This is a genomic window from Hymenobacter siberiensis (assembly GCF_018967865.2).
GTDB lineage: Bacteria > Bacteroidota > Bacteroidia > Cytophagales > Hymenobacteraceae > Hymenobacter > Hymenobacter siberiensis.
Genome location: NZ_JAHLZY020000001.1, coordinates 1,056,624 through 1,083,608, shown reverse-complemented (window position 1 = coordinate 1,083,608; position 26,985 = coordinate 1,056,624). Strand labels below are relative to the sequence as shown.

Below are 26,985 nucleotides of genomic sequence, written 5' to 3'. Positions count from 1 at the left end.
AAGTAATCGGTACACGCGCGGCTGTGCGCCGAGTACGGGGCTCCTTTTCCATTTTTCAGCACCAAAGACCCGTTGAGCGAGCTGGTGAGTGCCCTGCTCTCGCACCGCACCAAAAACGCCGATTCGCACCGGGCCTACCAGGAATTGCGGGCCACGTTTCCCACCTGGGAGGCCGTGCGCGACGCGCCCACCGAGGCCGTGCAGCACGCCATTCGGGCCTGCACCTGGCCCGAGCAAAAGGCCCCGCGCATTCAGACCGTGCTGCGAGAAATCAGCGAGCGCTGCGGCACCGATGTGCCGTGCGCCGTGGATTTCCTGGCCAAAATGCCCATTCCCGAAGCCCGCGCCTAGCTGGAAAGCATCAGCGGCGTGGGGCCAAAAATCAGCGCCGCTACGCTCCTGTTCAGCACGCTGCGCATTCCGGCTATGCCCGTGGATAGCCACCACCACCGCGTGGCCCAGCGCCTGGGCCTCATCGGACCGAAGGTGGGCGAAGGGCCGGCCCACAAGCTGCTCGAGGCCCTGCTCCCGCCCGCCTGGGATGCCCAGTAGGTGTGCGACCACGACGAGGCGCTCATGTTCCACGGCCAGAAGTACTGCTACTTCTCATTGCCGGCCTGCGGGCGCTGCGTGGTGCTCGACCAGTGCCCGTTTGGGCAGGCGCGGCTTGGCGGCAAGGCTGCCGGATACTTAAAGAACATCATGCTTCGACTTCGCTCAGCATGATGTTCTTTAAGTAGTCAGTCATCAGTAATCGGTAGTCAGATAGAAATTAATAGACTAATTTTTAGACAGATGAAATCTGACTACTTATTACTGACTACCTGCTTATTGCCACCAACACTAAATAAAAGCATGATTCTGCACCTGCGGGCCAAGCCCAATGCCCGCCAAAACCAGCTGCTGCGCGCCGCCGACGGCACCCTGACCGTGCGCCTGAAAGCGCCGCCCCAAGAAGGCCAGGCCAATGCCGTGCTGCTGGCTTTTCTGGCCACCGTTTTTGCCGTACCCAAAAGCCGCGTGCTGCTGCTGAGCGGGCACACCGCCCCATTCAAAAAGATGGAGATTGAGGGCGTGAGCGAAGAAGAAGGGCAGCGGGTGCTGGCCGAATTGATTTCGTAAAATCGGCTGTTTCACCGGCGGAGGACTTACTTTCCGCGCTTCCAGCGGTAGTATTTGCGGTACCAGGGTGAGGTTTTTTTGAACAGGCTGCTGGTGGATTCGTTCGGAAACATGTTCACCCGGAACACGTGCATGCGGTCGGCCTCAATAGTGAGGCCGCCGGTGTCGGTGGCTATGCCGAAGGCGAAACCGGCTTCGCGCACGGTGGCTTTCACGGCTTCGCTCAGGTCGCCGTAGGGGTAGGCGAAGGTCACTATTTCGGTTTGCAAGGCGGCTTCCAGCGCGGCTTTGCTGCGCTGGATTTCGGCGGCGGCTTCGTGCAGCGGCAACGTGGTGAGGCGCGGGTGCGACATGGTGTGCGCGCCGATTTCCCAGCCGGCAGCCACGAAAGCCCGTTTTTGGGTCAGGTCCATGATGTCGGAGCGGGGCTCGGTGGGGTCAGCGGCCAGGTCCCATTGATTGTGGCGCACGTCGGCATCGCCCAACAAATACAGCACGCCCCGGTAGCCGTAGTGCTGCATCAGGGGCAGCAGGTTGGTGTAGTTATCGGTGTAGCCGTCGTCGAACGTGAGGATGATGGGGCGCGCCGGAAAATCAGCCAACGACCGTTCACCGTTCGCATATTTCAGATAATCGGCAAACGTTATGGGCGTTAGATTTTGCTTTTTGAAATAAGCCAGGTGCTTTTCAAAATTATCCTTTGTGACGTAAATCTGGTGCTTGGTGGCCAGCGGCGCATCGGGGATTTTGTGGTACATCAGCACCGGAATGAAGCCAGGAACGGCTTTCTGCATTCGGGCGGCCTGGTACACCTCCAGTACCCGCGCCGCGATGGTGGCCAGGCTATAGTGTGCTTGTACCTGCTGCCGGAGCGCGGCCGGCACCGCCTGCGGCTGCCGCAAAAACCCTTGCGCATCGGCCAGCAGAGCGGCAAAATCGACTTCTGAGGCGCTTAGCCGGGCCGCAATATCGCCGAAGTTGGACGCTGCCGCCGGGGCAAAAGTCGCTTCCGTAACGAGGCCCTCGTAGCTGGCTTCGCCCAGCGCCAGCACGGGCCGGCCTGCGCCCAACGCCTCAATTGCCACCCGCCCCGCCCCAACGACCAGCGTGGTGCGGGCCAGCCAGCCGGGCACGTCATCACTAAAGCCCACCACCTCAATGCGCTCACCAAAATCGGCCTGTAGCTGCGCCAGGGCCGTTTTACCCGCTGCCGGCAAGTGTTGCAGCTCGCCGCCGATGAGGGCCACCCGCAACGCCGGAAACTCGCGCAGCAAGGTCGGGAACACCTGCACCAGCAGGGCCGCCGCCCGCTCGCCCTTGCCCCCATTGAAGCGCCCGATGAATGATACCCTCAATGAAGCAGGAGGAATGGGGAATGAGGAATTACCCTCACCACTCCCCAATTCTTCATTCTTTGCGCTTGACGCTGCACTGAGCAGAGCGAAGGAAACCCCGTTGGGAATGGCCTCGATTTTGGCGGCGTCCATCTTCACTTCCGTGATGAGGTGCTCGCGCAGATTGGCACAAATGGCAATGACTTTGTCGCCGTACACATCGAGCAGCGACGTGGAAGTGTGCAGGTGCTGGCGGCCGTGCACGGTGCTCACCAGCGGCACCGCCAGGCCGCGCAGGGCGAAATAGCTCACCCAGCTGGCTGCCCGCGAGTGGCAGTGCACTACATCTATCCGTTCTTTTTTGACAAGCTGGCGGATGATGCGGGCGTTGCGCAGCCGCTGCCGGTAGCTGCGGTTGCTGATGCCGGCCCACACCAGGGTGGCCCCGGTGGGCAGCTTATCGGCATCGGCCACTACCCATACCTGGTGGCCCTGGGCGCGGTGGGCTTCGGCCAGTTGCACGGCATAGGCCACGGAGCCCGCAAAAAACTCAGCCGAAAGAACGTGGAGAATGCGCATGGGGCAAAGGTATTGCCGGAAGCGGGGGGCTGCATAACGAAAAGAGAACGTCATGCTGAGCGCAGCCGAAGCATCTCTACTACGCAACTAATTCTTTCGATTGCGTTAGTAATGAGGCAGCGATGCTTCGGCTGCGCTCAGCATGACGTTCTAGCTACTCGCAGACGGCTACCCCCAGGCCCGGCCGGCCACGTTGTCCATGTATTTCTGGCCGTTGCCAGTGTTCAGGAGCAGGATTTTCTCGTCGGAATGAATGGCGCCGGTGGCCAGCAGCTGGCGGGCGGCCGTCCACACCGCGCCGCCTTCGGGGGCTACGAACAGGCCTTCCTGGTGGCCGAGGTCGCGCATGCCGTCCAGCATGCCTTCTTCGCTCACGCTCACCACCGTGCCATGCGACTCGCGGAGCACGCGGAGCATCATGTTTTCGCCCAGCGGGTGGGGCACGGCCAAGCCGTTGGCCAGCGTGGCGTGGCCGTGGTAGTTGTGGCAGTTGGGCTGGCGGCCCTCGTAAGTTTCGAGGAGCGGGCAGCAGTTTTCGGCTTGCACGGCCACCATGCGCGGTAATTTCACATGGGGGGCGAGCCAGCCAAGCTGCTTCATTTCCTGAAACGCTTTCCAGATGCCGATGAGACCGGTGCCGCCGCCGGCGGGGTAGAGCAGCACGTCGGGCAGCGTCCAGCCAAGCTGCTCGGCGATTTCGTAGCCCATGGTTTTCTTGCCTTCGAGGCGGTAAGGCTCTTTCAAGGTCGAGATGTCGAGGAGTGCGCCGTCGGCGTTGCGCTGGCGCACGCGGGCCCCGCAGTCGCTGATGAGGCCATCGACGAGCTCCACTTCGGCCCCGTACCAGTAGCATTCCTCCTTGAACGCCTCCGGGGTGTGGCGCGGCATCACCACCACGGCGCGCAGGCCGGCGCGGGCGCAATAGGCGGCCAGGGCCACGCCCGCGTTGCCGGCCGTGGGAATAATGCAGCCTTCCACGCCCATCTCCTTGGCTTTGGACACGGCCATGCTCAAGCCGCGCGCCTTAAAGGAGCCGGTGGGGTTCTGGCCTTCGTCTTTCAGCAGGAGGTGGGCCAGCTCGTGGCGGGCGGCCAGGCGCGGCAGGCGCAGCAGCGGCGTGAGGCCTTCGCCGAGGGTCACCTTATTTTCTTCGTGCAATAGCGGCAGCAGCGCGCCGTAGCGCCACATCGAGGTATCGGCCTGGTCGATGACGGCGCGGCTGAGGGGCTGGTGTAGGTCGTAATCGGCCACCAGCGGCACATTGCAGCAGGCTGACACGCGCTGCAAATCGAAGGCAGAGTATTCGGTGCCGCAGGCGGAGCAATGCAGTGCGGCGAGGCGGGACAGGGATTCGGAGGCGACCAGTTTCATGGGGCAAAGTACGGAACTGCCTTGCCCTAGGTATGCCCAATTGGGATGGACTTTTGGAATAGCCTATGCCTTACCAGAATAGTAGCGCCGCGTGAACTGGAGAAAATCCTTATAGGGTGCGTTGTTCTCGGTGCCCTTGCGCTGAATGAAGTTGAACTCCCGCTTCAACAGGAAATTATTAATTTTTACTTCCACTAACTCGCCGGAAGCCAGCTCTTTTATCACCGCCTGCCGGGGCAGAAAGGCCAGACAGGTATCGACGCGCACGAAATTTTTGAGGGCCTCGGTGCCGCCCATACGCACGCGCACCGGCAGGGCGGCCAGCTTGATGCGGTGCCGGGCCAAGGCTTCCTCCAGCACGGCCAGGGTGCCGGAGCCATCCTCGCGCAGCGCCAGGGGCGTGGTGAGCAGGTCGTGCACTTCGAGGGAGCGCTGCTCGAGTGGGTTATTGGCGGCGCACACGGCCACCACGTCGTCGGTGAGCAGCGGGGTATAGGTCACGTTGCTCACTTTGTGGATGCCCTCGATGATGCCCAGCTCGATTTCGTGGTCGAGCAAAGCGCGCAGAATATTATCGGAATTGCGGTTTTTGAGGCTGAGTTGGCGGTTGGGATGCAGGCGCAGGTAGGCCGATACTACCGGCGGCAGCACATAGAGCGAAATAGTGGTACTGGCCCCGATGACGAGGTGCTGCGTAGGCGCGAAATCCGGGCTGAGCGCGCTCATTTCCTGGTGCAGCTCCTGTTGCAGCTGCTTAGCTTGCAGCAGTTTTTCGTAGAGCTTGCGGCCGGCCGGGGTGAGCTGAATGCTGCTGCCCAGGCGCTCGAACAGCCCGGTTTTGTAGCGTTCTTCCAACGCTTTTACCTGCTTGCTCACGGCCGACTGGCTAGTGAACAACGCTTGGCTGGCTTTGGTGAAGCTCAACCGCTGGGCTACTTCGAAGAAGACTTCATGGGAATGGGAGAGCATGATGTGAATGTAGCACATGCTTCAGCTTGTGCAGAGAACGGGGAATAGTGAGCAGGGCCGGCACAAGCTAAAACATGTGCTACAAGCTCAGCCGCCGCTGAAACGCCGCCAGAAACAGCCCAGCGTGGTAGCCATCGCCCAGCCCATGGTGTAAATTGACTGACACGGGCATTTGCAGCGTATCGCGTTCCTGAAAAACCTGGCCGAAGGAAATTTTGGGGCAGCTGTCGGGGTGCGAGAAGCTACGGGCGTGCGAAAGCCCGGTGAAGCGCACCCACGGCAGGGCCGAGCAATGCACGGTATCGGGGCGGCCGGTGGTGTCGTTGAGGCGCAGGCCAATGCTGGCCTGCACGGCGGCAATTTCAGCTTCGGCGGCGACGATGAAGCCGGCCAGCGTGTCGTGCTGCTCGATGAAGGAAAAGGCAAACGTGTGGTCGGGCCGGCCGAGGGTAGCCGAGGCGTGAATGCGGTCGTAGCAGTATACCTGGCCGTTTTCGATGCGGTAGCGGAAGGCTTCGACTTCGTTGGCCGCTTCGAGGGCGTGGTAGAGGTAGTACAGGAAAAACGACACGCCCAGCCGCTTGGCGGCGGCCTGGGCGGCTGTGCAGTCCACGTTGGCCGTGAGGCCGAAGAAGGGCTCTTCGAAGGCCGAAAAAAAGGCAAAGTGCTCGCGGCGGGGCCAGGTTTCGAGGTCAATCAGGTGCTTCATGGGGGGCAAAGGTCGGTAGCTTTGCGGGCTAGTTTGCCGGTTTTGTCATGCAGAGCGTAGCGAAGCATCTCGCTTGTGGCGGTAACTCCATCGCCAGAAAAGGATTAGTGGCGGCATGCGAGATGCTTCGCTACGCTCTGCATGACGTTTTAAATCAACCTGCTTCCCATGCCCACTCAAACCTTTATCGCCTTCGACGCCGACGATACACTCTGGCCCAACCAGCCGCATTTCGACCACGTCGAAGCCCAGTTGCTCCAGATTCTGGCCCCGTATGCTGACCATGCCACCATCAACGCGCGGCTCTACGACGTGCAGCGGGCTAACATGCAGCTATTCGGCTACGGGGCCAAGTCGTTCATGCTCTCGATGATTGAAACCTCGATTCAACTCTCCGGCGGGGCGGTACACGGCCACGAAATCCAGCGAATTTTGGATTTGGGCAAGGACCTGCTGCGCTTCCCCATCGAGCCGCTGCCCGATGTGGTGGCGGTGCTCACGGAGCTGAAAGAGCGCGGCCACCGGCTGCTGCTGCTCACCAAAGGCGACCTGTTCGACCAGGAAAGCAAAATAGCCCGCTCCGGCCTGGGCGACTTCTTCGACCACGTCGAAATCGTGAGCGAGAAGGACGAGCCTACCTACAGCCGCCTCTTCGCCCGCCTCAACATCACGCCCGACAACTTCGTGATGATTGGTAACTCGCTGAAATCCGACATTCTGCCGGTGGTGCAGCTGGGATTTTCGGCCATCCACGTGCCCTACCACGCCAACTGGATTCACGAGCACGTGCCCGCCGAGCGGCTGGCGGAAGTGGAGTTTCGGGCGGTGGGGCGGCTGCGGGAGGTACTGGGGCTGGTGGGGTAGCGGCGTGAGAAGCTTCTCAGCAATTCGCTGGCACGTCATGCTGAGCTTGTCAAAGCATAAGTAAGCGGGCAGAAGAACGTCATGCAGAGCGCAGCGAAGCATCTTGCCCGCATTAGTAATCCAATCGGATGAATTAGTGGTGGCGGGCAAGATGCTGCGCTCTGCATGGCGTTCTACTTTTGCACCACTACTTAAAACCGACCCATTCCCACAAACCCCTTACGCATCGAGCTCGACCAGCTCGGCCGGGACGAGGCTGCCGACGGCTTCCGAGCGCGGAACTTCTACGGTGAAGGTGCTGCCGATGCCTTCGGTGCTATCGACGGAAATGGTACCGTGGTGCCACTCCACAATGGTTTTGCACAGCGCCAGGCCCAGGCCGGTGGTGGATTCGCCGCGCAGGCCCGGCCGCCGGGCTTTGGTGAACCGCTCGAACAGGTAGGGCTGCATGGCCAGCGGAATCCCAACCCCGTCATCGACCACGTGAATGAGCACACTGCCGGGACCGGGCGCAATGTGCACCGCAACGTGGCCGGCATCGGGCGTGAACTTGAAGGCGTTGCCCACCAGGTTGATAAGCACCTGCGTAAACTTGTTGACGTCCAGGTTCACATATATCGGCTCGTCGGGCAGGGTGTAGGCGAAGTGATGGCCCAGCAGCCGCTGCCCAAGCTGGAGCTGGTCGAGCGGCACGCGCAGAATGGCCCCGATATCGACCCGGTTTACCTTGAGGTCAGAGTTGGTCGAGGTCAGAAATTCGATGTTGATGAGCTCGCGAATCATCTTCACGCTGTCGCGGCTGGTGGCTTCGAGCACTTGTAGCATTTCGGGAATGCGGCTGTTTTCCGGCGCCACCACTTCCTCGTGCAGGAACCCCGCAACTTGCTGCACCATGATGAAAGCGCCGCTCAAATCGTGCGAGAGAATCTCCAGCGTGGCGTTTTTGCGGCTGTTGAACAGGTCGGCGTTTCCCTGGTAGTGCTTCATCACGCTCACGTCGCGCAGGGTGCCGCCCAGCAGCACGCGGCCATCGACTTCCTGATACGAGGGCGTAAGGCAGAACCACTGGTTGGGCTTGCCGGGCGTCTGGAGGCGTACTTCTACTTCGTCGGTCACCTCATTTTGCACCCATCGGGCCCAGTAATGGGCAACATAGGCCAAGTCGTCGGGGTGCAGGCGCTGGAGCAGGGCCGGCAGCTCGGCATTTACCCCTTTCAGGCTGCCGTGCAATACAGTTTGGTAGGCGGCGTTGACGAACACGATGCGGCGGGCCGCGAGGTCGTACACAAACTGCACGTGGGGACTGGCTTCCGCCTGGTCAAGAAAGAAGCTGGCGAAGTCAGACATGTGAAAATTATTGATTATCAAAGCAGTGCAAGCATTAGTTCCGCTGGATTGCTTCATACGAGTGCGCCATAATTATGGGCACCCACCGAGGTCGATTACGCTGCCGGGCCGCGCATGCGCCCCGGCCCGGCCCGGTTCCGACTTCGCCCGGCCGGGGCACTTCCGGCAGGGGTCGGCGAAAAAAATAAGCGCCGCCATATAGGCGACAATTATTATTACCTTCCGGCCACAATTCCTTTCCCCCACCCCCCCATGCTGGCTCGTTACCGCTTTTTGCCCCTGCTACTTGTGCTGCTGGCGGCTTCCTCGTGCTCCAAAAAATCGGCCAAGGAACAGGTAGTCCAAACCACCGCCGACGGCGACGAAATCGACCCCTACGCCAACCTCGTCTTCACCTTCGATGACGCGGTGGTGGATGCCGGCCAGATAAACCGCTGGGACACCACCCAGTTCGTGAAGTTCTCGCCGGCCGTGCCGGGCAAGTTTAAGTGGACCAGCGCCCGCGAGCTCACGTTTTCGCCGATGACGCCGTTTCAGCCCAGCACGGTGTTCAAGGCCGATTGCGGCCTTCGACCTTGCCCAGCGGGAAGCAGGAGCTGGCCCTGAACCGGCCGAAATTTCACACGCCATACCTGAAAATGGCGGCGCCGCAGGTGTTTTATGGCAGCTCGAAGCGAGCGGCGGGCACGGCCGAGCTGGCCGCCAACCTCGTGTTCAACTACCCCGTGCGGCCCGCCGACCTGCGCTCCCGCCTGCGCGTGAGCCAGGACGGCAAGCCCGTGGCCGTCGAAATCAGCACGGCCGAGCCGGATGCCACGCTCGGCATCAGCTTCAAGCAGGACGTGAAGGTGGGCACGCCGCTGCGCATTGACATTGCGCCCGGCTTGCGGCCCGCCACCGGCACCGTGGCCACCACCACCCTCACGGCCCAGGCCGAAGTGCCCGACCAGAATGAGTTCAGCAAGGATTTGCGCTACCTGCTGCAATACCCCTACGGCTGCCTGGAGCAAACCGTGTCGGCCGCCTTCCCGCAGCTCTACTACGCCGATTTGGCGGCCACCTTGCAGCAGAAAACCGGCGCGGCGGCCAAGGCCCAGCGCTACAACCCGAACTACCACGTCCAGGAAGCCATCCGCAAAATCGAGAGCATGCAGCTCTACAACGGCAGCCTGAGCTACTGGCCGGGCGGCGACTACGACAACTGGTGGGCCACCGCCTACGCCGCCCATTTCCTGCAGGAAGCCCAGCAGGCCGGCTTCGCGGTGAATAAATCGGTGCTCGACAAAACCCTGAAATACCTGCAGTTCCGCCTCAAAAGCGCGAAACTGAGCCCTACCAGTACTTCGACGCCAACAACATTGCCCGCGAGCGCACCATCGCCAGCAAGGAAATCGCCTACTCGCTCTACGTCCTCGCCCTGGCCGGCCGCCAAGACCCCGTGGCCCTGAGCTACTACCGCACCAACCGCCCCCCTGCTGGCCGAAGACTCCAAGTTCCTCCTCACCTGCACCCAAAGCATCCTCGGCAACCAGCGCGCCTTCCGCGAGCTGCTGCCCCAGCAGTTCGGCCCGCAGCGCCCCACCCACCGCGCCCTCGTCAGCACCGACCCCAACAACCCGCAAATCCCCGGCATCGCCCGCCAGCTCAGCCGCCAGATGAAAGCGGCCGGCTGGCTCAGCACCCAGGAGCGCGCCTTTGCCCTGCTGGCCCTCGGCAAAATAGCCCGCCAAAACGCCCGCAGCACCACCACCGCCAGCCTGTTTATTGACGGTAAACCGGCAGGGAATTTCGATGGCAAAGACCTCACCCTGCGCAACGTGGCCAACCGCAACGTCAGCATCCGCACCGCCGGCCGCGGCAGCCTCTACTACTACTGGGAAACTGAAGGCATCTCCGCCAGCGGCCAGGTACACGAGGAAGACAGCTACCTCAAAGTCCGCCGCCAGTTCCTGAACCGCGACGGCGTGCCGCTGGGCGCCCCCGTCTTCCGCCAGAACGATTTGGTGGTCGTAAAAATCACCCTCGAAGCCGCCGAATCAGCCGGCCAGGTCAAGAACTTCGCCATCAACGACTTGCTCCCGGCCGGCCTAGAAATCGAGAACCCGCGCATCGGCCCCCTGCGCGAGCTAAGCTGGGCGAAGGATGCTGCCACGCCCGATTATCTGGACGTGCGCGACGACCGGATTAACCTGTTCACCACAGCTATACTCGTCGCGAAGTTAAAAGAGAGAAAAAAGGGTTCGCATTACCTCGTGGGATTGACCTTACCTGATTCGGAGCGCGTCTTATTACAGCAGGCGCAGCGTGCCTGCCGGGGCCAGGCGGGGTACGTCCCGGTTACGGTGCTGCTCATGCTCGACCAAGGGCACGCCGCGGCGAGGGTGGCCCAGGCGCTAGGGGTGGACGTGAGCAGCGTGTACCGCTACGCTCAGACCTACCAGTTGCACGGCCTGGCGGGCTACCTGCGGGCCGAGCAGCCGGGCTATTGGGGCTTGCTCACCAGCGCCCAACTGGCGGGCTTGTGCCGGGAACTGGGCCAGCAGTTGTACACCGACTGCCGGGCCATTGCCGACTGGTTGGCCGCTACTTACGGGGTCCGTTACTCGGTTTCGGGCCTGACGGACGTGCTGCACCGGCTGGGCCCAAATGCTTTGTCGCATTTTCCTATAAATTGACCACGGCCGTGCCCTGCCAAGCCGACGCGGCGGCCCAAACGGCCTTCCTCACCGACACGCTGGCCCCGCTGCTGGAAGCGGCCGCCGCCGGGGACGCGGTGGTCTATTTCGCTGACGCGGCCCACCCCACCCACAACACGCGCGCCACCCACGTCTGGACCGAAACCGGCAAGGAGCGCCCCTTGCTCACCGTCAGCGGCCGCGAGCGGGTCAACCGCAACGCCGCCCGCAACGCCCACTGCCCCACCCAGGTCCACCTCGACGAAACCGACTGCGTCAATGCCCAAAGCACCCAGCGGCTCTACGAGAAACGGCTCGCCGCCCACCCGCAAGGCCCGGTACACGTTATCTGCGCCAACGCCCGCTACTACCAAAATAAGGCCCTCAACGCCTGGCTGACCGATAAGCGCCTCGTGCAGGTCTTCTTGCCGCCGTATTCGCCCAACCTGAACCTGATTGAACGCCTCTGGAAGTTTCTGCGCCAGAAAATCATCAACACCGCCTTTTACCGCACCAAGGGCCAGTTTAAAACCGCCGTCCTCGATTTCTTTGACCGACTCGACGAGTTTGGCCCCGAACTCGCGTCCTGTATGCGGCTCAAATTTCACGTCCTGGATTCGCAAAGTAATTCGTGACGAGTATAACTTTTGGACCAAACTTTTAACCAAGGCCAGTCTTGGTAAACGTACTGCCGCTGCTTAGTGGTGGCCACTGATAACAATCAGCCCCACTACGCCGAGCGCGTAGAACACGAGTACCAGCAGCGAATCGAGGCCCATGCCTGCCACCTGCCGGCGCGGGCGGAAGAGTAAGCCAAAGAGGTACACGCAAGTGAGCAGCATGCCTAAACCGGTCAGATAGAGGTCTGTTTTGCCGGCGTGGGGCAACACTGCCTGGCCCGAAATCACGCTGGCCAGCAGAAACAGCACCGGCAGAAAGGCATTGCCGCCAAAGATGTCGCTGACGGCTAGCTGGTAGTCGCCGAGCCTGATGGAGGCCAGCCCGGTAGACACCTCCGGCAGCGAAGTGGCCGCGGCCAGCACGGTCGAGCCAAACAGCACGCCGCTCATGCCCAGGTGCCCGGCGATGGCGTCGCCGCTGCTCTCCAACACGACCCCCGCAACCAGCGTCACCCCGGCGGCCGCCACAAAAACCAGGATGGTCTGGGTGGTACTCCCCGGTTTCTGCTGGGCCTTTTCATCTTTTTTAGGCTTCGCAGTCCCTTTCGGTTCCGGCCGGCCGCCGGGCGGGGCAGTGCCCAGGGCTTGCCAGGGCAAGTCTTTCCGCGCTTTGCCAACCAGCCACAAGCCCGCTACCCACAGCCCGAAAATGAGCAGGGCCGCGGGTGGCACCCGTGCCACGATAGCCGTATCGGGCAGCTGGCTGCCGAGCACGGCCACGGCCAGCACTGCTAGCACGAGCAGGCCTTCGAGCACAAGCACCAGCGAGGCGGCCCGGTACGTGAGCGCGTCCTGCCGGCCCAGCCCAAATACGTCGAGCAACACCAGCACCACCGTCTGGATGGCAATGCCGCCGAGAATATTGCCGGTGGCGATGTCCAAATGGCCGCCCAGCGCGGCGCTCACAGTAATGGCCAGCTCGGGCAAATTGGTGACGATAGCCAGCAGCAGCAAGCCGCCCAGCGCCTGCCCCAGACCAAAGCGTGACGAAAGCACGTCGGTCGTATTGGAAAGGTAAATACCCGCTATCCAGACGGCCACGCCCGCCGCTACGAAAGCCAGCAGCAACAAGGGCAGGGATAAATGCGCGAACATAGTTGAGAGATTAGTGAGCGCCCGCGCCAGCTCGGCGGGCCAGTGCTTCTACTGTAGGGGTAACAAGAGTTGGAACAGAAAGTATCGGTAGGCCCCTTGAACTTCTGAAAAGGGGCCTTCTGGTCTTATTGAAGCCGGTATAGGAGTGCAAAAAGAGGCATTGAGGCACGAGATGAGCAAAAGAAACGAGTCGGAAAGTCAAAGGCTAGTCATGGCACAAAATCGCTTGGAGCCCCTTAAGACGTCCGTTTTTTGCGACGCCCACCCGTTCAGGTTTCCCGTACCGATACTTTCTGTTCCAACTCTTATGCTACCCCATAAGGTGCTAATGGGCCGTAAGAGCCCCGAAAAAGAATAGTCTTTCTCGCTTCTCAAGGCTATCGAGCGGGAGTAGCGAAAACGAACGTTAAAGCTGTCACTTGGCCTTCTGCATAGGTATCGCTCTGTCAAACAAGGTGCTGGCCAGGAAAATTACGCAGGTGCGCGCCCGGGTCGGAGGTTTTGCGCTAGCACTGGCGCGAGTTTAGCGCAGCGTAACTCGCGCCAGTCATGGCCGGGAGGCTGTGCCTCCCGTGCCGCGCCAGCGGCAATGCGGCACTGCGCCAACGGTACCGTTTAGGCAACTTGTTCTGATGCGAGGCGCAGCCTCGCCCGCATGGCCGGCACGAGTTACGCTGCGCTAAACTCGCGCCAGTGCTAGCCAGTTGTGCCCGCCAGAACACAAAAAAAGGCGGCCTGCTCCGGAGAGCAGGCCGCCTTTTTTAGCGGTTAGCCATGTTGCTGCTTATTGCAGCACCAAGCGCTTGATCGAAACCGACTCGCTGGTTTTTACCTTGAACAGGTAGGTACCGCGGGCCATGTCGCGGCCATCAAATTTCACTTCGTGGTAGCCGACATCCTGGGTATCAACTACCAGCATTTTCACTTTGGCACCCAACGTGTTATACACATCCACGCTCACCGGGCCTTGCTGGGCCAAGTAGTAGCTGATGGTGGTAGTTCCAGTGAAGGGATTGGGGTAAGCAGCAGTTTCGGGGGTCAGAACGGCCATGCTGGTGCTGGTGCCCGAAGTACCGCGAGCGGCAGCAGCAGGCTGGGTAACAGCATTGTACTGCGGGAACGTGCGGGTGACGATAACCGCAAACTCACCCCGCGTTACCGACTGCGTGGGATTGAAGGTAGCGTGCACCACCGGCTGCAGGTCGTAAGGGCCCTGCGTTACCGAGAAGTAGGCATTGATGAGGTTGAGCTCCAAGGCAATGCTCACGTAGCCTTCCAGGCCGGCGGGAATGTTGGCGGCATCATCAACGGCCACCTTAGCACCGTTGTAGTTCACCGTTACAGCCTTGCCATTGCGGGCCAGGGCCTGCGTCTGGAAGCCCAGGGCCTGCACCAGCGAGTAGGCCAGCGAAGCGCGGCTCACCTGGCCATTGGGAGCAAACGAACCGTTGGCGGTGGGCACCATCACGCCGTTGAACTGCTGGTACCGGTCGCGGATGGCAGCGCCACGGGCGGCTACCGACTCAGTCAGGAGAATGTCAGTGTCCGACGATACATCGCTGAACGTGCGCGAGCCATCGGTGGGCTGGTACTGGCGCACGCCCTGGCCCATCAGCAGATAGTCGGCCAGCTGCAGACGGGTGAGGGGCTGGCTGGGCTTGAAGCCGTTCGAGAGGCCATCAACGAGGCGGTTGGTCACGGCCATGATGATGGAAGCTTCGGCGGGGTTACCGGCGATGTCGCTCAGGTTGGTGGTGCCAGCGGGGGTTTGCATGGTAATCTTCCCATCGATGTCCTCGGGAGCCGCCACGCCGTCCAAGCCATCTACTTTCAGTGTCCAGGTGCCGGCCATGGGCGAGGCCACGGCTACGCTCCGGCCAGGCGTGAGGGTAAACTCTACGGGAATGCCCGAGCGGTACTGCTTGCCGGTGGGGTCGAGCACAATCAGGTTGACCGTATTGCCAGTCTGGCCCATTACTCCGTAGGTATTGATGCTGGCCTCCAGGCTGTTTACACCGCTGGGCACGCTGAAGGTGAACTGGTTCGAGGCCGTGGTAGCGGGGTTATACTTTACGGTGAAGTTGCTCACTGCGGCCAGCGAGTTCACGCTGCTGCTGAAAGTGCGGGTGCTGTTGACGGTAGCGCCGAAGTTGGTACCCCGGAAAGCGCGGTCCACCGCAGCATAGGCATTCACATAGCCCGCGCCTACTTCCCACGACTCGCGGCCGGGCATATTGGTGGCGGTTTTCTGCAGCAGCTCCTTCACCTGGGCGGGGGACATTGACGGCTTAGCTTCCAGAATAAGGGCAATGACACCAGCCGTGTGGGGCGTGGCCATCGAAGTGCCGCTCAGCACCGTGTAGAAAGGCAGCTCGGCCGGCGTGAGCACGGCGGCATCCGTCTGGGCACCCAGCAGTGGTATCGGGCCCTGCGTGCGGGTCGACACCACATCAACGCCGGGGGCCGTAATCACGGGCTCGTTCTTATAGGTCCAGGTCTGGCCATCTACCTGAAACGTGCCGCTCTGGCCCTTCACCCCACGCGAGGAAAAGCTGGCGAGCAAGCCATTCTTGTCGCCGGCGGCCACCGAAATGGTCCAGGGCGCAATGGCGTAGGGGTTGTGCGTATCGGCACCGGGACCGGAGTTGCCGGCGGCAAACACCACCACCATGTTGCGGTCGTAGCAGCGCTTGGTGGCCACGTTCAGTGGGTCGCTGGGGTTAAAGGTGCCCGACGAGCCAAAGGAGTTGCTGATAACCCGGATATTGTACTGAAACTGGTGCGTCAGGGCATAGTCGAAGCCGCCAATGGCATCGAGCACGAGCAGCGCACCGCCCGAGCCGTAGCCAAGCAGCGAAGCCCCGGGGGCCACGCCCTCGTATTTGCCACCCGACCGCGAGCCGTTGCCGCCTACCGTGCCCGCACAGTGCGTGCCGTGGCCTGAGTTGTTGTCAGTGTTCGGCACGCCTTCCACGTAAGTCACGGGTAGCATGGCATTCACCGAGTTGAGGTTGGTAGAGCCCAGCGTATTCTGCACCAAGTGAGTGCCGAGCTTGATGTCATCGTGCGTGCCATCTACGCCGCTGTCGTTGATGAGCACCCCAATGCCGCGACCCGAAACCGGCGTCCCGTTGTTGCGGGCCGTGATTTGCTGGTCGAGGCGCAGGCGCTTCACGCCGGTCAGGTTGGTATCGTCGTAGTTTTCGTAGTCAAGCTGCTTATTGATGAACAGCGAGCGCACGGCCGGGTTGGCGGCCAGGGCATCGACCTGCGCGGCCGTAGCCACAATCCCGGCAATAGGCAGCGCCTGCATGGTAATGCCGCGCGTGATGCCCAACTGCTGCAGGGCCAGCAGCTGCGAAGCCTGGGGTGCCCCGCTTCCATTGAAGGTCACGACTACCTGGGCAATCGGGCTGGTAGCAAAGGCCGTCCGCAGCTCCGGGTCGACGATGGCCTGGCCAAACGCTGCGCCATTAATCCCTGCCACGAGCAGGGTAAGGAGAATTTTGTTTTTCATGTAAACGTGTGGAAATAGCGAGTAGGTTGGTGAAGTATTGCGGCAGTCGGGCAAGGATATGCAGCAACCCAATTGTTGCGCCGGGCCCAGCGCAAGGGCGTTGCTAGTATTCCTGACTGCTACGACAATACTTACGAGACACTATTTCCGGCGGATTTACCCTGAATGATTATTTTTTTAACTTTTATTCATTTTATTGAAAATACTTTTTAGTAATCAATAAATAGTTGCCAGTACCGTATAATAACACCATTTTAATTGAAAATTACATTTTCGCCATTACGATTGCGAGCAACCTAAGTACGGCGTTTGGCGAAACGGCCCGGGCAGGGCATCCCGCTTATGGCAACCGGAGTAGTATCCTGGGTTTGCTTAGGGTTTCCGCTATCTTTCGTCATGATTCGGCGGCAGAGCATACGACTACTTTGGGGGCTTGCGGGGGCGTTGCTCCTGCTCTTCGCCATTGACCGCCTTTTCCCCGCGCCGCCCGCGCCGCGCTACTCTCCGATTGTGCTGGCGGCCGATGGCAGCGTCCTCCACGCCTACCTGAACCCCACCCAGAAGTGGCGGATAAAAACCGAATTAGCGGAGATAACGCCGACATTGCAGCAGGACATTATCAACAAGGAAGACTGATATTTCCGCTACCATTTCGGCGTGAATCCCGTGGCGATACTGCAGGCGGCCGGGCGCAATATTTTCAAATCCGGCCGCACCACCGGAGCCAGCACCATCACCACGCAGGTGGCCCGACTGCTGGAACCCAAGGAGCGCACCTTCGGCAATAAGCTACTAAAAATGCTACGCGCCACGCAGTTGGAAGCCCATTACAGCAAGGCTGAAATCCTACAGCTCTACCTCAACCTGGTGCCCTACGGTGGCAATATTGAAGACGTGAAATCGGCCGCGCTGCTCTACTTCCAACAGCCACCCGATTACCTCTCCCTGGCCCAAACCGTGACGCTGGCCATTATCCCGAATCAGCCCCGCGTGCTGGTGCTGGGCAAGAACAACGACCGGATTCTGGCCGACCGTAACCGCTGGCCACGACAGTTACGGCAGCAGCATCTGTTTCCGAATCAGGATATTGAGGATGCCATCAACGAACCGCTGGATGCGCAGCGCCGCACCGCGCCCACGCTGACCCCGCACCTGGCGCGGCGGCTGGTGACGCAGTTTCCCGGCCGGCCCATCATCCACTCCATGCTGCGGCGCAACCCCCAGGCCAAAGCCGAGGACCTGACCAAAAACTACGTGCGCCGCCTGCGCGAGCTGGGCATTTCGCAGGCCGCCGTGGTGGTGGTGAGCAACCGCACCCGCGCCGTGGAAGCCTACGTGGGCTCGGCCGACTTTGCCGATGCCGCCAGCAGCGGGCAGGTCGATGGCGTGCGGGCCATCCGCTCGCCGGGCAGCACGCTGAAGCCCTTTTTGTATGCGCTGGCGCTGGATAGGGGCATCGTGACACCGAAACTGAAGCTGCCCGACGTGCCCACCAACTTCAGCGGCTTCCGCCCCGAGAACTTCGACAAGAGCTACGCCGGCGAAGTGACTGTGGAGCGGGCCCTCACCTACTCGCTCAACATCCCGGCCGTGCGCGTGCTATTCGAAGTCGGCGTGCCCGTTTTCATGGATAAGCTGCGGGCGGCCGGGTTCAAAAGTGTGGCAAGAGCGGCCCCGCAACTAGGGTTGAGCACCATTCTGGGCGGCTGCGGGGCCACGCTGGAAGAGCTTACCGGGCTGTACGCGGCGCTGGCCGATGGCGGGCGGTATGCACCACTGAAGCTGGTGCTTAATGAAGAATTAAGAATGAGGAATTGACGCCGAAGCGACTTTCCTCTACGTCAGGCACGCGGCCTCACGCCCGAAATTTCTCATTCTTCATTCCTAATTCTTCATTGATAAGCCCCGCCGCCGCCTTCCTCATCACCGACATTCTGGCCCAGCGCACCCGACCCGACCTCCCGATGGGCTACCAGAACAGCCGCCACCTGCCCAAAATCGCCTGGAAAACCGGCACCAGCTACGGCCGCCGCGATACCTGGAGCATTGGCTACAATCAGGACTACACCATCGGCGTGTGGGTGGGCAACTTCAGCGGGCAGGGCAGCCCGGCCCTCACCGGAGCCGATGTGGCCTCGCCCCTGCTCTTTGACCTCTTCAACACGCTCGCCTACAACTCGCCCAACAACTGGGCCGTGCCGCCCGCCACCCTCGATTGTCGCCTCGTCTGCGCCGAAACGGGCCTCGTACCGGGCGAGCATTGCCCCAACCAGCTCATCGACTACTACCTGCCCGGCACCTCGTCGGCCCGGCGCTGCGAGCACCAGAAAAAAGCCTTGGTATCGGCCGATGGCACGATTGCCTACTGCCGGGCCTGCGTGCCGGCGGCCGGTTTCCGGCGGCAGTTATTCCTAAACCCGCTGCCCGAAGTATTGGCGTTCCGGGAGGCGCAGGGGTTGCCCGCCAGCCGCCTGCCGCCGCACAACCCCGCCTGCCGCCTCGTGCACAACACCGACGGCGGCGCGGGCGCGGCCCTGGTCATCACCTCCCCGCTCGACCATGCCGAGTACGTGCTCGACCGCCACGAGCAGCAGCAAATGCTGCTCAGCTGTGCAGCGGGCAGCGAGGTGCGCCAGGTTTTCTGGTACGTGAACGACCAGTTTCTGCGGGCCGCGTCGGCCACCGAGCGGGTCTTTTTCCGTCCGCCCAGCGGGACCGTCAAAATCTCCTGCGCCGACGACCACGGCCGCAATGTCGACATCAAGTTGGAAGTGCAGGAGTTGTAGCGCGGACTTTTAGTCCGCGGATTCAAGCAAATCACTCGCGGACTAAAAGTCCGCGCTACTCTCCAAAAAAGCAGGCCGGCACGCCCGCCACGCCGGGCCGCACCGCAAAAACGTCGCCACTGAGCGGAAACGTCGCCGCTTGCTGCGGTGTGAGGCCGCCCCGCGCCGAGGTGATGAACAGCGTTTCCAGCCCCGACCCGCCGAAAGCGCACGACGAAGTGAACGGCGCGGGCACCGCCACTACCTGCAGCAATGCCCCCGTGCCAGGGTCGTAGCGCTGCACGCGCCCGCCGCCCCACAGCGCCACCCAGAGCTTACCTTCCGCGTCGATGGTCATGCCATCGGGCCAGCCCTCGGCCTCGGCGAAACGGACGACGACGCGCGAGTTGGCAATGCTGCCGGTGGCATTGTCGTAGTCGAACGCCTGCACGGCGAGCGTGGGCGTGTCGATGTAGTACATTGTGGTGCGGTCCGATGACCACGCGATGCCGTTGGAGTTGGTGATGCGGGGCAGCATGACGTGCGTGCTGCCATCGGGGTCGAAGCGGTAGAGGGTGCCGGCGTGCGGGCGCAGCAGCATATCGAACGTGCCCACCCAGAGGCGGCCCGCCGGGTCGCACTTGCCATCATTGAAGCGTAGATGCTCGTCCGTCAGGGGGTGGGCGAGGCGGGTGAGCAGGCCGGTGGCCAGGTCGATTTCGTGAATGCCGGTTTGCAGGGCCACCAGGGCGCGGCCACTGCACCGGGGCACCACCGTGCCAATGCGCCTGCCCACGGGGTAAGGCCGGTCGTGGCCCGTGGCGGGGTCGAAAACGTGCAGCGCCCGACCCTCGATATCAACCCAATACAACTCGGCCGTTTCCGGATTCCAGATGGCTCCTTCGCCCAAAGCTGCCTGCGCATGAAGAATGGATTCGGCCTGCATAACGGGTTATTTACGCGGTAGGCAAGGTGGCAAGGTGCTGCTTCAACACGGCCAGCTGGCCGTTCAGGGTCACTTCTTCGGCAGTTTTGGTGGTTACCGGGCACTTGTGGGCAATACCCAGCACGCGCAGGGCCGCGCCATAGAGGTCCACCAGCACGGGCTCGCCGGCCAGCACGATGCGGGCCGGGCGGTGGGCCAGCAGCTCGTGGCACTCGCTGCCAATGAGCAGGCCGCTCAGGTAGAAGTAGTTTTCAGACTTGCTATTCTGGCTGAATAAGTCGTTGGTACGCACCATAAAAGCGTTGTGCAGCAGGTTGACCTGCTGGCCTTCCAGCACGCCCCGGGCAAACCACTGCTGATGCCGGCCTTCGGCGAGCATCCCCTCTGCTTCCACCGAGGCCGCCAGGATGCTTTGGGTAGCAAGCAGCGCGAAAAGCTCCCCGGTCATGTAGGTTTTCAGGGCGGTGGCCTGGCCGTGTTGCACCGTTACGTGCTTGGCGTGGGTGCCGGGATGCAGGAAAAGCTGCTCCTCGGGCGTATTTTCAAACCCGCAGCCCACCAACTGCACCTCCTCGCCGCGCATTACATCATCGGCGCTCCGCACGCCCGAAATCAACAAAACGGGATGCGGAAAATCGACCGTCGGAGCAATGGTTTGGGTGAGCAAATCCGAGCCATCCACCGCGAAGGGCAGCGGCTTGTACGGCAGCTCCGCCATGCCGATGGTGGACGAAGCCATGCCCGAAATCACCACGGGCACGCCCGCCAGCGTGGTTTGGGCCGCCGCTGCCATCTGCTGAATGTGCCGCCGCACGATGGTCAGGTAAAACGCCACGCGCTGCTCCGGCGGCTGCCCGGCCTGTTGCCAGCGCCCGGCCGTGGCCGCGTTGCCCTCCTTCGAGCTTGCTCCGGCCAGAATTTTCCGGGTTTCGCGCTCCACCAGCCGCAGGCGGAAGGAAGTAGTGCCCCAGTCGCAGCTGAGGAAGGTGGTAATGGGGTTCATAGCTGAGGATTGAACAGTACTCCCCTCCTCAGCCGAGGAGGGGATGTTTCAGCGAAGCTGAAACGGGGGTGATTGCTTCGTTGAACGGCTCGCGACCGCATCGTGCGGGGGTCGTTTGGGGGTCGTTCAACGAGGTCAACCACCCCAGCTGCCGCTTCGCGGCAGCGTCCCCTCCTCAGCTGAGGAGGGGAGTGATGTGCTACCATTCTGCCACGCTCCCATCCTCATTTCGCCAGATGGGATTGTGCCAGTTGTGGCCAATGGCGGCGCGGCGGCGCACGTATTCCTCGTTGATTTCAATGCCGAGCCCCGGCCCACCGGGAATGCGGCAATGCCCGGCCTCGTAGTCAAATACTGACTTATCAACCAGGTAATCAAGCAAATCATTCTCCTTGTTGTAGTGAATGCCCAGGCTCTGCTCCTGAATGAAAGCATTGTGGCACGAGGCATCCACTTGCAAGCAGGCGGCCAGCGCAATCGGCCCCAACGGGCAGTGCGGCGCGGCGGCCACATCGAAGGCTTCGGCCATGCCGATGATTTTTTTGCACTCGGTGATGCCGCCGGCGTGCGATACATCGGGCTGAATGATATCGACGTAGCCATCGATGAGCAACTGCTTGAAATCCCAGCGCGAAAACATGCGCTCGCCGGTGGCGATGGGAATGCTGGTATGCCGGGCAATCTCGCGCAGAGCCTCGTTGTTCTGCGGCAGCACGGGCTCCTCGATGAACATGGGCCGATAGATTTCCAGCTCGTGGGCCAGCACCTTGGCCATGGTTTTGTGCACCCGACCGTGGAAATCGATGCCGATGCCCAGCCCCGGCCCGCCCGCCGCCCGCACGGCCGCCACGCGGGCCAGCACGGCGTCAATCTTCACGTAGGAATCGACGTAGGCCATTTCGTCGGTGGCGTTCATCTTAATGGCGGTGAATCCCTTGGCCACCATGTCGACGGCCGCCGCGCCTACGTGCTCGGGCCGGTCGCCGCCAATCCAAGAGTAAACGCGCATTTTGTCGCGCACCGGGCCGCCCAGCAATTGGTAAATCGGCGCATCGTGGTACTTGCCCTTGATGTCCCACAGCGCCTGGTCGATACCCGCGATGGCCGACATCAGAATGGGCCCGCCCCGGTAGAAGCCGCCCCGGTACATCACCTGCCAATGGTCTTCGATGTGAAGCGGGTCTTTGCCGATTAGGGTTGACATCAGCTCGGTTACGGCAGCGGCCACGGTGGCCGCCTTGCCCTCAATCACGGGCTCGCCCCAGCCCACGAAGCCGGTATCGGTTTCAATTTTGAGGAACAGCCAGCGCGGCGGCACCTGAAAGAGTTCGAAGCGGGTGATTTTCATGGGGTGTCGGATAGGAATATTTGAACGGGGAAAGGTCGTCATGCAGAGCGCAGCGAACCGATGCTTGGCTACGCCGACCTTCGGTTCGCTGCGCTCTGCATGACGAGCGTCCTCATCGCTCTACCCCGCCACCGCCGCCACAAACTGCCGCGCCCGCTCCGTGAGCTGCGTCAGGTACTCCTCCGTCACGGCCTGCCGGGTATCAACCAGCGCGCTGCCCAGGCCGAAGGCTACTGCCCCGGCTTCTTTAAATCCTTTGATATTATCCAGCGAAACGCCGCCCGTGGGCATGAGCGGAATGAAGGGCAGCGGCCCGGCAATATCTTTAAAATAGCCCGCGCCGCTGGCCGAGGCTGGAAACACTTTGATGATGTCGCCGCCGTATTCGTAGGCCTTCAGAATCTCGGTGGCGGTGTAGGCCCCGGGGATGCTCACGGCCCCGTAGCGCTTGGTCAGGCGAATGGTTTTTTTGTTGAGGGTGGGCGAGATGATGTATTTCGCCCCGGCCAGCAGGGCGGCGCGGGCCGTTTCGGGGTCGAGCACGGTACCGGCACCCACCAGCACCTTGCCTTCCATCGCCCCGGCAACTTCCTCAATCGAAGCCAGCGCGCCGGGCGAGTTCAGCGTCACTTCCATCAGGCGCACGCCACCGGCGTGCAGGGCCCGGGCAATGCGCAGCAGGCTCCGGGGGTCGGCTCCGCGCACAATGGCGATTACCTTGTGTTCGAGAATGTGGGCCAGTGGGTTCATGCAGACTTCAGAACGGGGCGCGCATCATTGCGCCTTCCTGGCAACGTAGAACCACGAACGCAGGTTAGGCCCGGCGGCCGGCGGCTCGTCCTTTTCCCCCTCCCCCATGGCCAACCTGGTGCTCGTCCGGCACGGCGAATCGACTTCCAACCTGGCCAATGTCTTCACCGGCTGGCTCGACGTGCCCCTCAGCCCCACCGGCGAGGCCGAGGCCCACACCGTGGCCGACAAGCTGCGCGGCTACCACTTCGACGCGGCCTACAGCTCCGACCTGATTCGGGCCGAGCGCACGCTCGACATCATTGTGGCGCGGCCGGCCTGGGCCACCATTCCGGTGCACCACGCCGGGGCCCTGCGGGAACGCATGTACGGCGATTTGCAGGGCCTCAACAAAGCCGAAACAGCCCTGAAATACGGCCAGGCCCAAATTGATAGCTGGCGGCGCAGCTACGCCGTGCCCCCGCCCGGCGGCGAAAGCCTGCAGCAAACCCAGGCCCGGGCCGTGAAATACTTTGAGGCCGAGATTGCCCCGAAGCTGCGCGCCGGCCAGGATATTCTGGTGGTATCGCACGGCAACACCTTGCGCGGGCTGCGCATGTACCTAGAGCACCTCACGCCGGAGGAAGTTGAATCGCTGGAAATTGTGACGGGCGGCATCTGCGTGTATGCGTTCGATGCGCAGCTGAAGATTGTGGAGCGGCGGCTACTGTAGCCGCGCCGGCCGCAGTGCCCCTGAACGTAACGTGAACCGGCGAAAGGAGTAAACCGGTGGATACAGACCGGGTTGCCCACCTCGGCGGCCAGCCATCACCTTTCCTTCGCTCATGGTTCCTCAGTTCCTTTTCGCCACCGGCATCGAAAACAGCAACCCCACCATCCAGAACGGCCGGCACCGCGTGGATGAGCTGGAAAAATGCAACCACTACAAGCTCTGGCAGAAGGATTTCGACCTCGTCGATGAGCTGGGCATCAAGTTCCTGCGCTATGGGCCGCCCATTCACACCACGTTTCTGGGGCCGGGCAAGTACGACTGGAGCTTTGCCGATGTGACGTTTCAGGACCTGTTGCGGCGCAACATCTCGCCCATCGTGGACCTGTGCCATTTCGGCGTGCCCGACTGGATTGGCAACTTCCAGAACCCCGATTTTCCGGTGCTGTTTGCGCAGTATGCCAAAGCGTTTGCCCAGCGGTTTCCGTGGGTGCAGCTCTACACGCCGGTGAACGAGATGTACATCTGCGCCGTGTTTTCGGCCCGCTACGGCTGGTGGAACGAGCAGCTGACCGGCGATAAGTCCTTCGTGACGGCCCTTAAATACATCGTGAAGGCCAACGTACTGGCTATGAGCGCCATATTAGAAGCGCGACCCGATGCTATTTTCATCCAGAGCGAGTCGTCGGAATATTTCCACGCCGAAAATCCGGCCGCCATCGGCCCGGCCGAAACCATGAACTCCGAGCGGTTTCTGTCGCTGGATTTGAACTACGGCCGCCGCGTGAATTCGAGCATGTACGAATTCCTGACGGACAACGGCATGACCCGCGAAGAGTATCACTTCTTCCTGAAAAACAAGATGAAGCACCATTGCATAATGGGCAACGACTACTACCACACCAACGAGCACCGCGTGGCGGCCGATGGCAGCACCCGCGCCTCGGGCGAGATTTTTGGCTACCACGTCATCACCACACAGTACCACGACCGCTACCGCCTGCCCGTGATGCACACCGAAACCAACATCTGGCAGGGTCCCAACGGCGACGAGGCCGTGAACTGGCTCTGGAAAGAGTGGGCCAACGTGCTGCGCGTGCGCAACGACGGCGTGCCCATGGTGGGCTTCACCTGGTACTCCCTCACCGACCAGGTGGACTGGGACACCGCCCTGCGCGAAAACAACGGCCGCCTGAACCCCGTGGGTCTCTACGACCTCGACCGCAACATCCGGCCCGTGGGCACGGCCTACAAGCACCTCATCGCCGACTGGCGCCAGGTGCTGCCTGCCCAAAGCGTGTGCCTGCAAGTGCCCATCGTGATGCCCCAGGCCAGCAACGCCGCCTGGGCCCGGGAGCAAAAAGCCAACGCGAAAGCCGACACCGCCGATAGCTCCACCAAACCGGCCAATCCCACTACTACTGATTCCGCGTAAAATACTGTCATGCAGAGCATAGCGAAGCATCTTGCCCGCAGTCACCAATCAATGCGAGTGCGAGGATTGAATTACTGCCTCTGGCAAGATGCTTCGCTGCGCTCTGCATGACGTTCTTCTTTCCTAAATCTCCTCCTTCCCCCCCTTCCCCATGCCTCTTCGCTTCCAGGATAAAGTCGTTCTCATTACCGGCGGTGCCAGCGGCATCGGCCTGGCCACGGCCCGGCGTTTCGCCTCCGAAGGGGCCCGCGTGGTACTCGCCGATTACAACCAGGCCAACCTCGATGCCGCCGTGCCCGAGGTGCAGGCCGCCGGCGCGCCCGAGGTGCTGGCCAGCCTCTGCAACGTGGCCGTGGAGGCCCAGGTAGAAGCCACCGTGGCCGCTACGTTGGCCCGGTTCGGCCGCCTCGATGCGGTGGTGAACAACGCCGGCCTCATGCAGTTCAAAGCCCTGGAGGAGCTGACCGGCGACGATTGGCTGCGCATTCTGAACGTGGACTTGCTGGGCGCGTTCTACTTCACCAAGCAGGCTTTTCTGCACATGAAGCCCGGCGGCAGCATTGTGAACGTGTCCAGCATTCACGCCATCGAAACCAGTCCGCTGGTGGCCCCTTATGCGGCGGCGAAGGCGGCCATGCTGTCGCTCACCCGCTCGTCGGCTCTCGAAGGCAAGCCGAAGGGCATCCGCACCAACGTCGTGCTGCCCGGCGCCATCGACACGCCCATGCTCTGGGAGAATCCGAACGTAAAATCCGGCGTCGAAATCATTGACAAAACCGACGTGGGCAAGCCCGAAGACGTGGCCGCCATCATCGCCTACCTCGCTTCGGATGATGCCGTCTTTGTGCAGGGAGCCGAAGTGCGCGTAGACGGCGGCCGGCTCAACCGGCTTTAGCATCCGGCACGGCCCTTGTACTGCGCCCATTGCCGGGCTGTTCCGCAGTGGCGCTCCTCCTATGAAAACCTTCACTCTCGCGGCCCTGCTGCTGCTTTCGGTTAGTTCTCTCAATGCTTCGGCCCAGTTCCGCCTGCCCAATCTGGGCGGCATCAAGCTGCCCGGGGGCATCAAACTGCCGGGCAGCACCTCGGGCACCACCAGCTCCACGGGCAGCAGCAGCATTGCCGGCCTCAGCAGCGCCTCCTTGAGGCCAATGGCCTCAAGGAGGCGCTGCTGCAAGGCATCAGCAAAGGGGCCGACCAAGCCTCCCAGACCGATGGCTTCTACCTCAACCGCCTCATCCGTATTCCTTTCCCACCCGATACCCAGCGCGTGGCCACCACGCTGCGCAGCATTGGCCTGGGCAGCCAGGTCGATAAGTTCGAGCTGAGCCTGAACCGGGGCGCGGAGGACGCGGCCAAAAGCGCCAAGCCCATTTTCATCTCGGCCATCAAAAGCCTCACGTTTTCCGACGTCTGGAATATCCTGACCGGCCAGAAGGACGCCGCCACGCAGTTCCTGAAGCGCACCACCTCGACGCAGCTGGTTTCGGCTTTCTCGCCCATCATGCAGAAAAGCCTCGACCAGGTGGGAGCCACGCGCTACTACACCCAGCTGGCCGGCAGCTACAACCAGCTGCCCCTGGTACAGAAAGTGGAGCCCGATTTGAACCAGTACGCCACCGGCAAAGCCGTGGATGGCCTGTTCACGCTCATCGCCCAGGAAGAAGCTAACATCCGCGAAAATCCCGTGGCCCGCACTACTGAGCTCCTGCGCCGCGTGTTTGGCGGCCGCAGCTAGGCGAGGCTGGTACGCCCCGGTCTGACCGC

Annotated in this window: 25 protein-coding genes and 1 pseudogene; 15 read left to right on the top strand and 11 right to left on the bottom strand. The window is 61.9% G+C overall.

What is annotated here, in order from left to right; translation table 11 throughout:
• The first annotated feature begins 72 nt into the window (after positions 1–72).
• The 3 genes from KQ659_RS04755 (at position 73) to KQ659_RS04745 (ending at position 1,122) form a co-directional block, all read left to right on the top strand.
• Positions 73–351: an endonuclease III domain-containing protein gene (locus KQ659_RS04755; RefSeq protein WP_216690070.1), complete on the top strand. Its 279-nt coding sequence runs from the start codon at positions 73–75 to the stop codon at positions 349–351.
• A gap of 18 nt (positions 352–369) precedes the next feature.
• Positions 370–552 (top strand): hypothetical protein, encoded by a 183-nt coding sequence (locus tag KQ659_RS04750; RefSeq protein ID WP_216690071.1) that lies wholly within the window; start codon positions 370–372, stop codon positions 550–552.
• 243 nt (positions 553–795) lie between these two features.
• Positions 796–1,122 carry a DUF167 domain-containing protein gene (locus KQ659_RS04745; RefSeq protein WP_216690072.1) on the top strand — a complete coding sequence of 109 codons (327 nt, stop codon included), beginning with the start codon at positions 796–798 and terminating at the stop codon, positions 1,120–1,122.
• Positions 1,123–1,148: 26 nt separating this feature from the next.
• On the opposite strand, the gene KQ659_RS04740 is transcribed toward KQ659_RS04745, so the two are convergent.
• From KQ659_RS04740 to KQ659_RS04725, 4 genes are all read right to left on the bottom strand, one after another.
• Positions 1,149–3,035, bottom strand: coding sequence for a polysaccharide deacetylase family protein (locus tag KQ659_RS04740; protein WP_216690073.1), 1,887 nt, complete (start codon positions 3,033–3,035; stop codon positions 1,149–1,151).
• A gap of 168 nt (positions 3,036–3,203) precedes the next feature.
• Positions 3,204–4,406, bottom strand: coding sequence for a threonine synthase (locus tag KQ659_RS04735; RefSeq protein WP_216690074.1), 1,203 nt, complete (start codon positions 4,404–4,406; stop codon positions 3,204–3,206).
• A gap of 63 nt (positions 4,407–4,469) precedes the next feature.
• A complete protein-coding gene (locus tag KQ659_RS04730; protein ID WP_216690075.1) occupies positions 4,470–5,375 on the bottom strand; it encodes a LysR family transcriptional regulator in 906 nt (301 codons plus the stop codon).
• 79 nt (positions 5,376–5,454) lie between these two features.
• Positions 5,455–6,084 (bottom strand): CatA-like O-acetyltransferase, encoded by a 630-nt coding sequence (locus KQ659_RS04725; RefSeq protein ID WP_216690076.1) that lies wholly within the window; start codon positions 6,082–6,084, stop codon positions 5,455–5,457.
• 168 nt (positions 6,085–6,252) lie between these two features.
• On the opposite strand from KQ659_RS04725, the gene KQ659_RS04720 reads away from it, so the two are divergent.
• Complete coding sequence (locus tag KQ659_RS04720) at positions 6,253–6,948, top strand: HAD family hydrolase (protein ID WP_216690077.1); 696 nt, start codon at positions 6,253–6,255, stop codon at positions 6,946–6,948.
• A 219-nt stretch (positions 6,949–7,167) separates the two neighbouring features.
• Here the strand turns inward: KQ659_RS04720 and KQ659_RS04715 are convergent, their stop codons facing one another.
• A complete protein-coding gene (locus tag KQ659_RS04715; RefSeq protein ID WP_216690078.1) occupies positions 7,168–8,295 on the bottom strand; it encodes a PAS domain-containing sensor histidine kinase in 1,128 nt (375 codons plus the stop codon).
• Positions 8,296–8,547: 252 nt separating this feature from the next.
• Here KQ659_RS04715 and KQ659_RS04710 point away from each other — a divergent pair, with 252 nt between their 5' ends.
• From KQ659_RS04710 to KQ659_RS04695, 4 genes are all read left to right on the top strand, one after another.
• Entirely contained in the window at positions 8,548–8,901 is a 354-nt protein-coding gene (locus tag KQ659_RS04710; RefSeq protein WP_216690079.1) for a hypothetical protein, read from the top strand.
• Complete coding sequence (locus KQ659_RS04705; RefSeq protein ID WP_216690080.1) at positions 8,871–9,743, top strand: hypothetical protein; 873 nt, start codon at positions 8,871–8,873, stop codon at positions 9,741–9,743. Before KQ659_RS04710 ends, KQ659_RS04705 begins: the two co-directional genes overlap by 31 nt.
• A 207-nt stretch (positions 9,744–9,950) precedes the next feature.
• Positions 9,951–10,970, top strand: a complete 1,020-nt coding sequence (locus KQ659_RS04700; protein WP_216690081.1) for a helix-turn-helix domain-containing protein — start codon at positions 9,951–9,953, stop codon at positions 10,968–10,970.
• Positions 10,967–11,605, top strand: a complete 639-nt coding sequence (locus tag KQ659_RS04695) for an IS630 family transposase (RefSeq protein ID WP_226929833.1) — start codon at positions 10,967–10,969, stop codon at positions 11,603–11,605. The genes KQ659_RS04700 and KQ659_RS04695 overlap by 4 nt, the downstream gene beginning before the upstream one ends.
• Before the next feature lie 63 nt (positions 11,606–11,668).
• Here KQ659_RS04695 and KQ659_RS04690 read toward each other — a convergent pair whose 3' ends face one another.
• Together KQ659_RS04690 and KQ659_RS04685 are read right to left on the bottom strand one after the other, a co-directional pair.
• A complete protein-coding gene (locus KQ659_RS04690; RefSeq protein ID WP_216690083.1) occupies positions 11,669–12,745 on the bottom strand; it encodes a sodium:calcium antiporter in 1,077 nt (358 codons plus the stop codon).
• A 784-nt stretch (positions 12,746–13,529) separates the two neighbouring features.
• Positions 13,530–16,262: a S8 family serine peptidase gene (locus KQ659_RS04685; RefSeq protein WP_216690084.1), complete on the bottom strand. Its 2,733-nt coding sequence runs from the start codon at positions 16,260–16,262 to the stop codon at positions 13,530–13,532.
• A gap of 444 nt (positions 16,263–16,706) precedes the next feature.
• On the opposite strand from KQ659_RS04685, the gene KQ659_RS04680 reads away from it, so the two are divergent.
• The 3 genes from KQ659_RS04680 (at position 16,707) to KQ659_RS04670 (ending at position 19,048) form a co-directional block, all read left to right on the top strand.
• Positions 16,707–16,898 carry a hypothetical protein gene (locus tag KQ659_RS04680; protein WP_216690085.1) on the top strand — a complete coding sequence of 64 codons (192 nt, stop codon included), beginning with the start codon at positions 16,707–16,709 and terminating at the stop codon, positions 16,896–16,898.
• Between the two features lie 30 nt (positions 16,899–16,928).
• Positions 16,929–18,080, top strand: coding sequence for a transglycosylase domain-containing protein (locus tag KQ659_RS04675; RefSeq protein WP_216690086.1), 1,152 nt, complete (start codon positions 16,929–16,931; stop codon positions 18,078–18,080).
• A gap of 77 nt (positions 18,081–18,157) precedes the next feature.
• A complete protein-coding gene (locus KQ659_RS04670) occupies positions 18,158–19,048 on the top strand; it encodes a penicillin-binding protein 1C (RefSeq protein WP_216690087.1) in 891 nt (296 codons plus the stop codon).
• A gap of 55 nt (positions 19,049–19,103) precedes the next feature.
• Here KQ659_RS04670 and KQ659_RS04665 read toward each other — a convergent pair whose 3' ends face one another.
• The 4 genes from KQ659_RS04665 to KQ659_RS04650 form a co-directional block, all read right to left on the bottom strand.
• Positions 19,104–19,973, bottom strand: coding sequence for an SMP-30/gluconolactonase/LRE family protein (locus KQ659_RS04665; RefSeq protein WP_216690088.1), 870 nt, complete (start codon positions 19,971–19,973; stop codon positions 19,104–19,106).
• Between the two features lie 10 nt (positions 19,974–19,983).
• Positions 19,984–20,976, bottom strand: coding sequence for a 2-dehydro-3-deoxygalactonokinase (locus KQ659_RS04660; protein ID WP_216690089.1), 993 nt, complete (start codon positions 20,974–20,976; stop codon positions 19,984–19,986).
• A gap of 199 nt (positions 20,977–21,175) precedes the next feature.
• A complete protein-coding gene (dgoD, locus tag KQ659_RS04655; protein ID WP_216690090.1) occupies positions 21,176–22,324 on the bottom strand; it encodes a galactonate dehydratase in 1,149 nt (382 codons plus the stop codon).
• Positions 22,325–22,444: 120 nt separating this feature from the next.
• Positions 22,445–23,074 carry a bifunctional 4-hydroxy-2-oxoglutarate aldolase/2-dehydro-3-deoxy-phosphogluconate aldolase gene (locus KQ659_RS04650; protein ID WP_216690091.1) on the bottom strand — a complete coding sequence of 210 codons (630 nt, stop codon included), beginning with the start codon at positions 23,072–23,074 and terminating at the stop codon, positions 22,445–22,447.
• Between the two features lie 106 nt (positions 23,075–23,180).
• Here KQ659_RS04650 and KQ659_RS04645 point away from each other — a divergent pair, with 106 nt between their 5' ends.
• The 4 genes and pseudogenes from KQ659_RS04645 to KQ659_RS04630 form a co-directional block, all read left to right on the top strand.
• Positions 23,181–23,786 (top strand): 2,3-bisphosphoglycerate-dependent phosphoglycerate mutase, encoded by a 606-nt coding sequence (locus KQ659_RS04645; RefSeq protein ID WP_216690092.1) that lies wholly within the window; start codon positions 23,181–23,183, stop codon positions 23,784–23,786.
• A gap of 112 nt (positions 23,787–23,898) precedes the next feature.
• Complete coding sequence (locus KQ659_RS04640; RefSeq protein WP_216690093.1) at positions 23,899–25,218, top strand: family 1 glycosylhydrolase; 1,320 nt, start codon at positions 23,899–23,901, stop codon at positions 25,216–25,218.
• 151 nt (positions 25,219–25,369) lie between these two features.
• Entirely contained in the window at positions 25,370–26,113 is a 744-nt protein-coding gene (locus KQ659_RS04635; protein WP_216690094.1) for an SDR family NAD(P)-dependent oxidoreductase, read from the top strand.
• A gap of 264 nt (positions 26,114–26,377) precedes the next feature.
• Positions 26,378–26,956, top strand: a pseudogene (locus KQ659_RS04630) (DUF4197 domain-containing protein); the annotation flags it as partial.
• Positions 26,957–26,985: the final 29 nt, after the last annotated feature.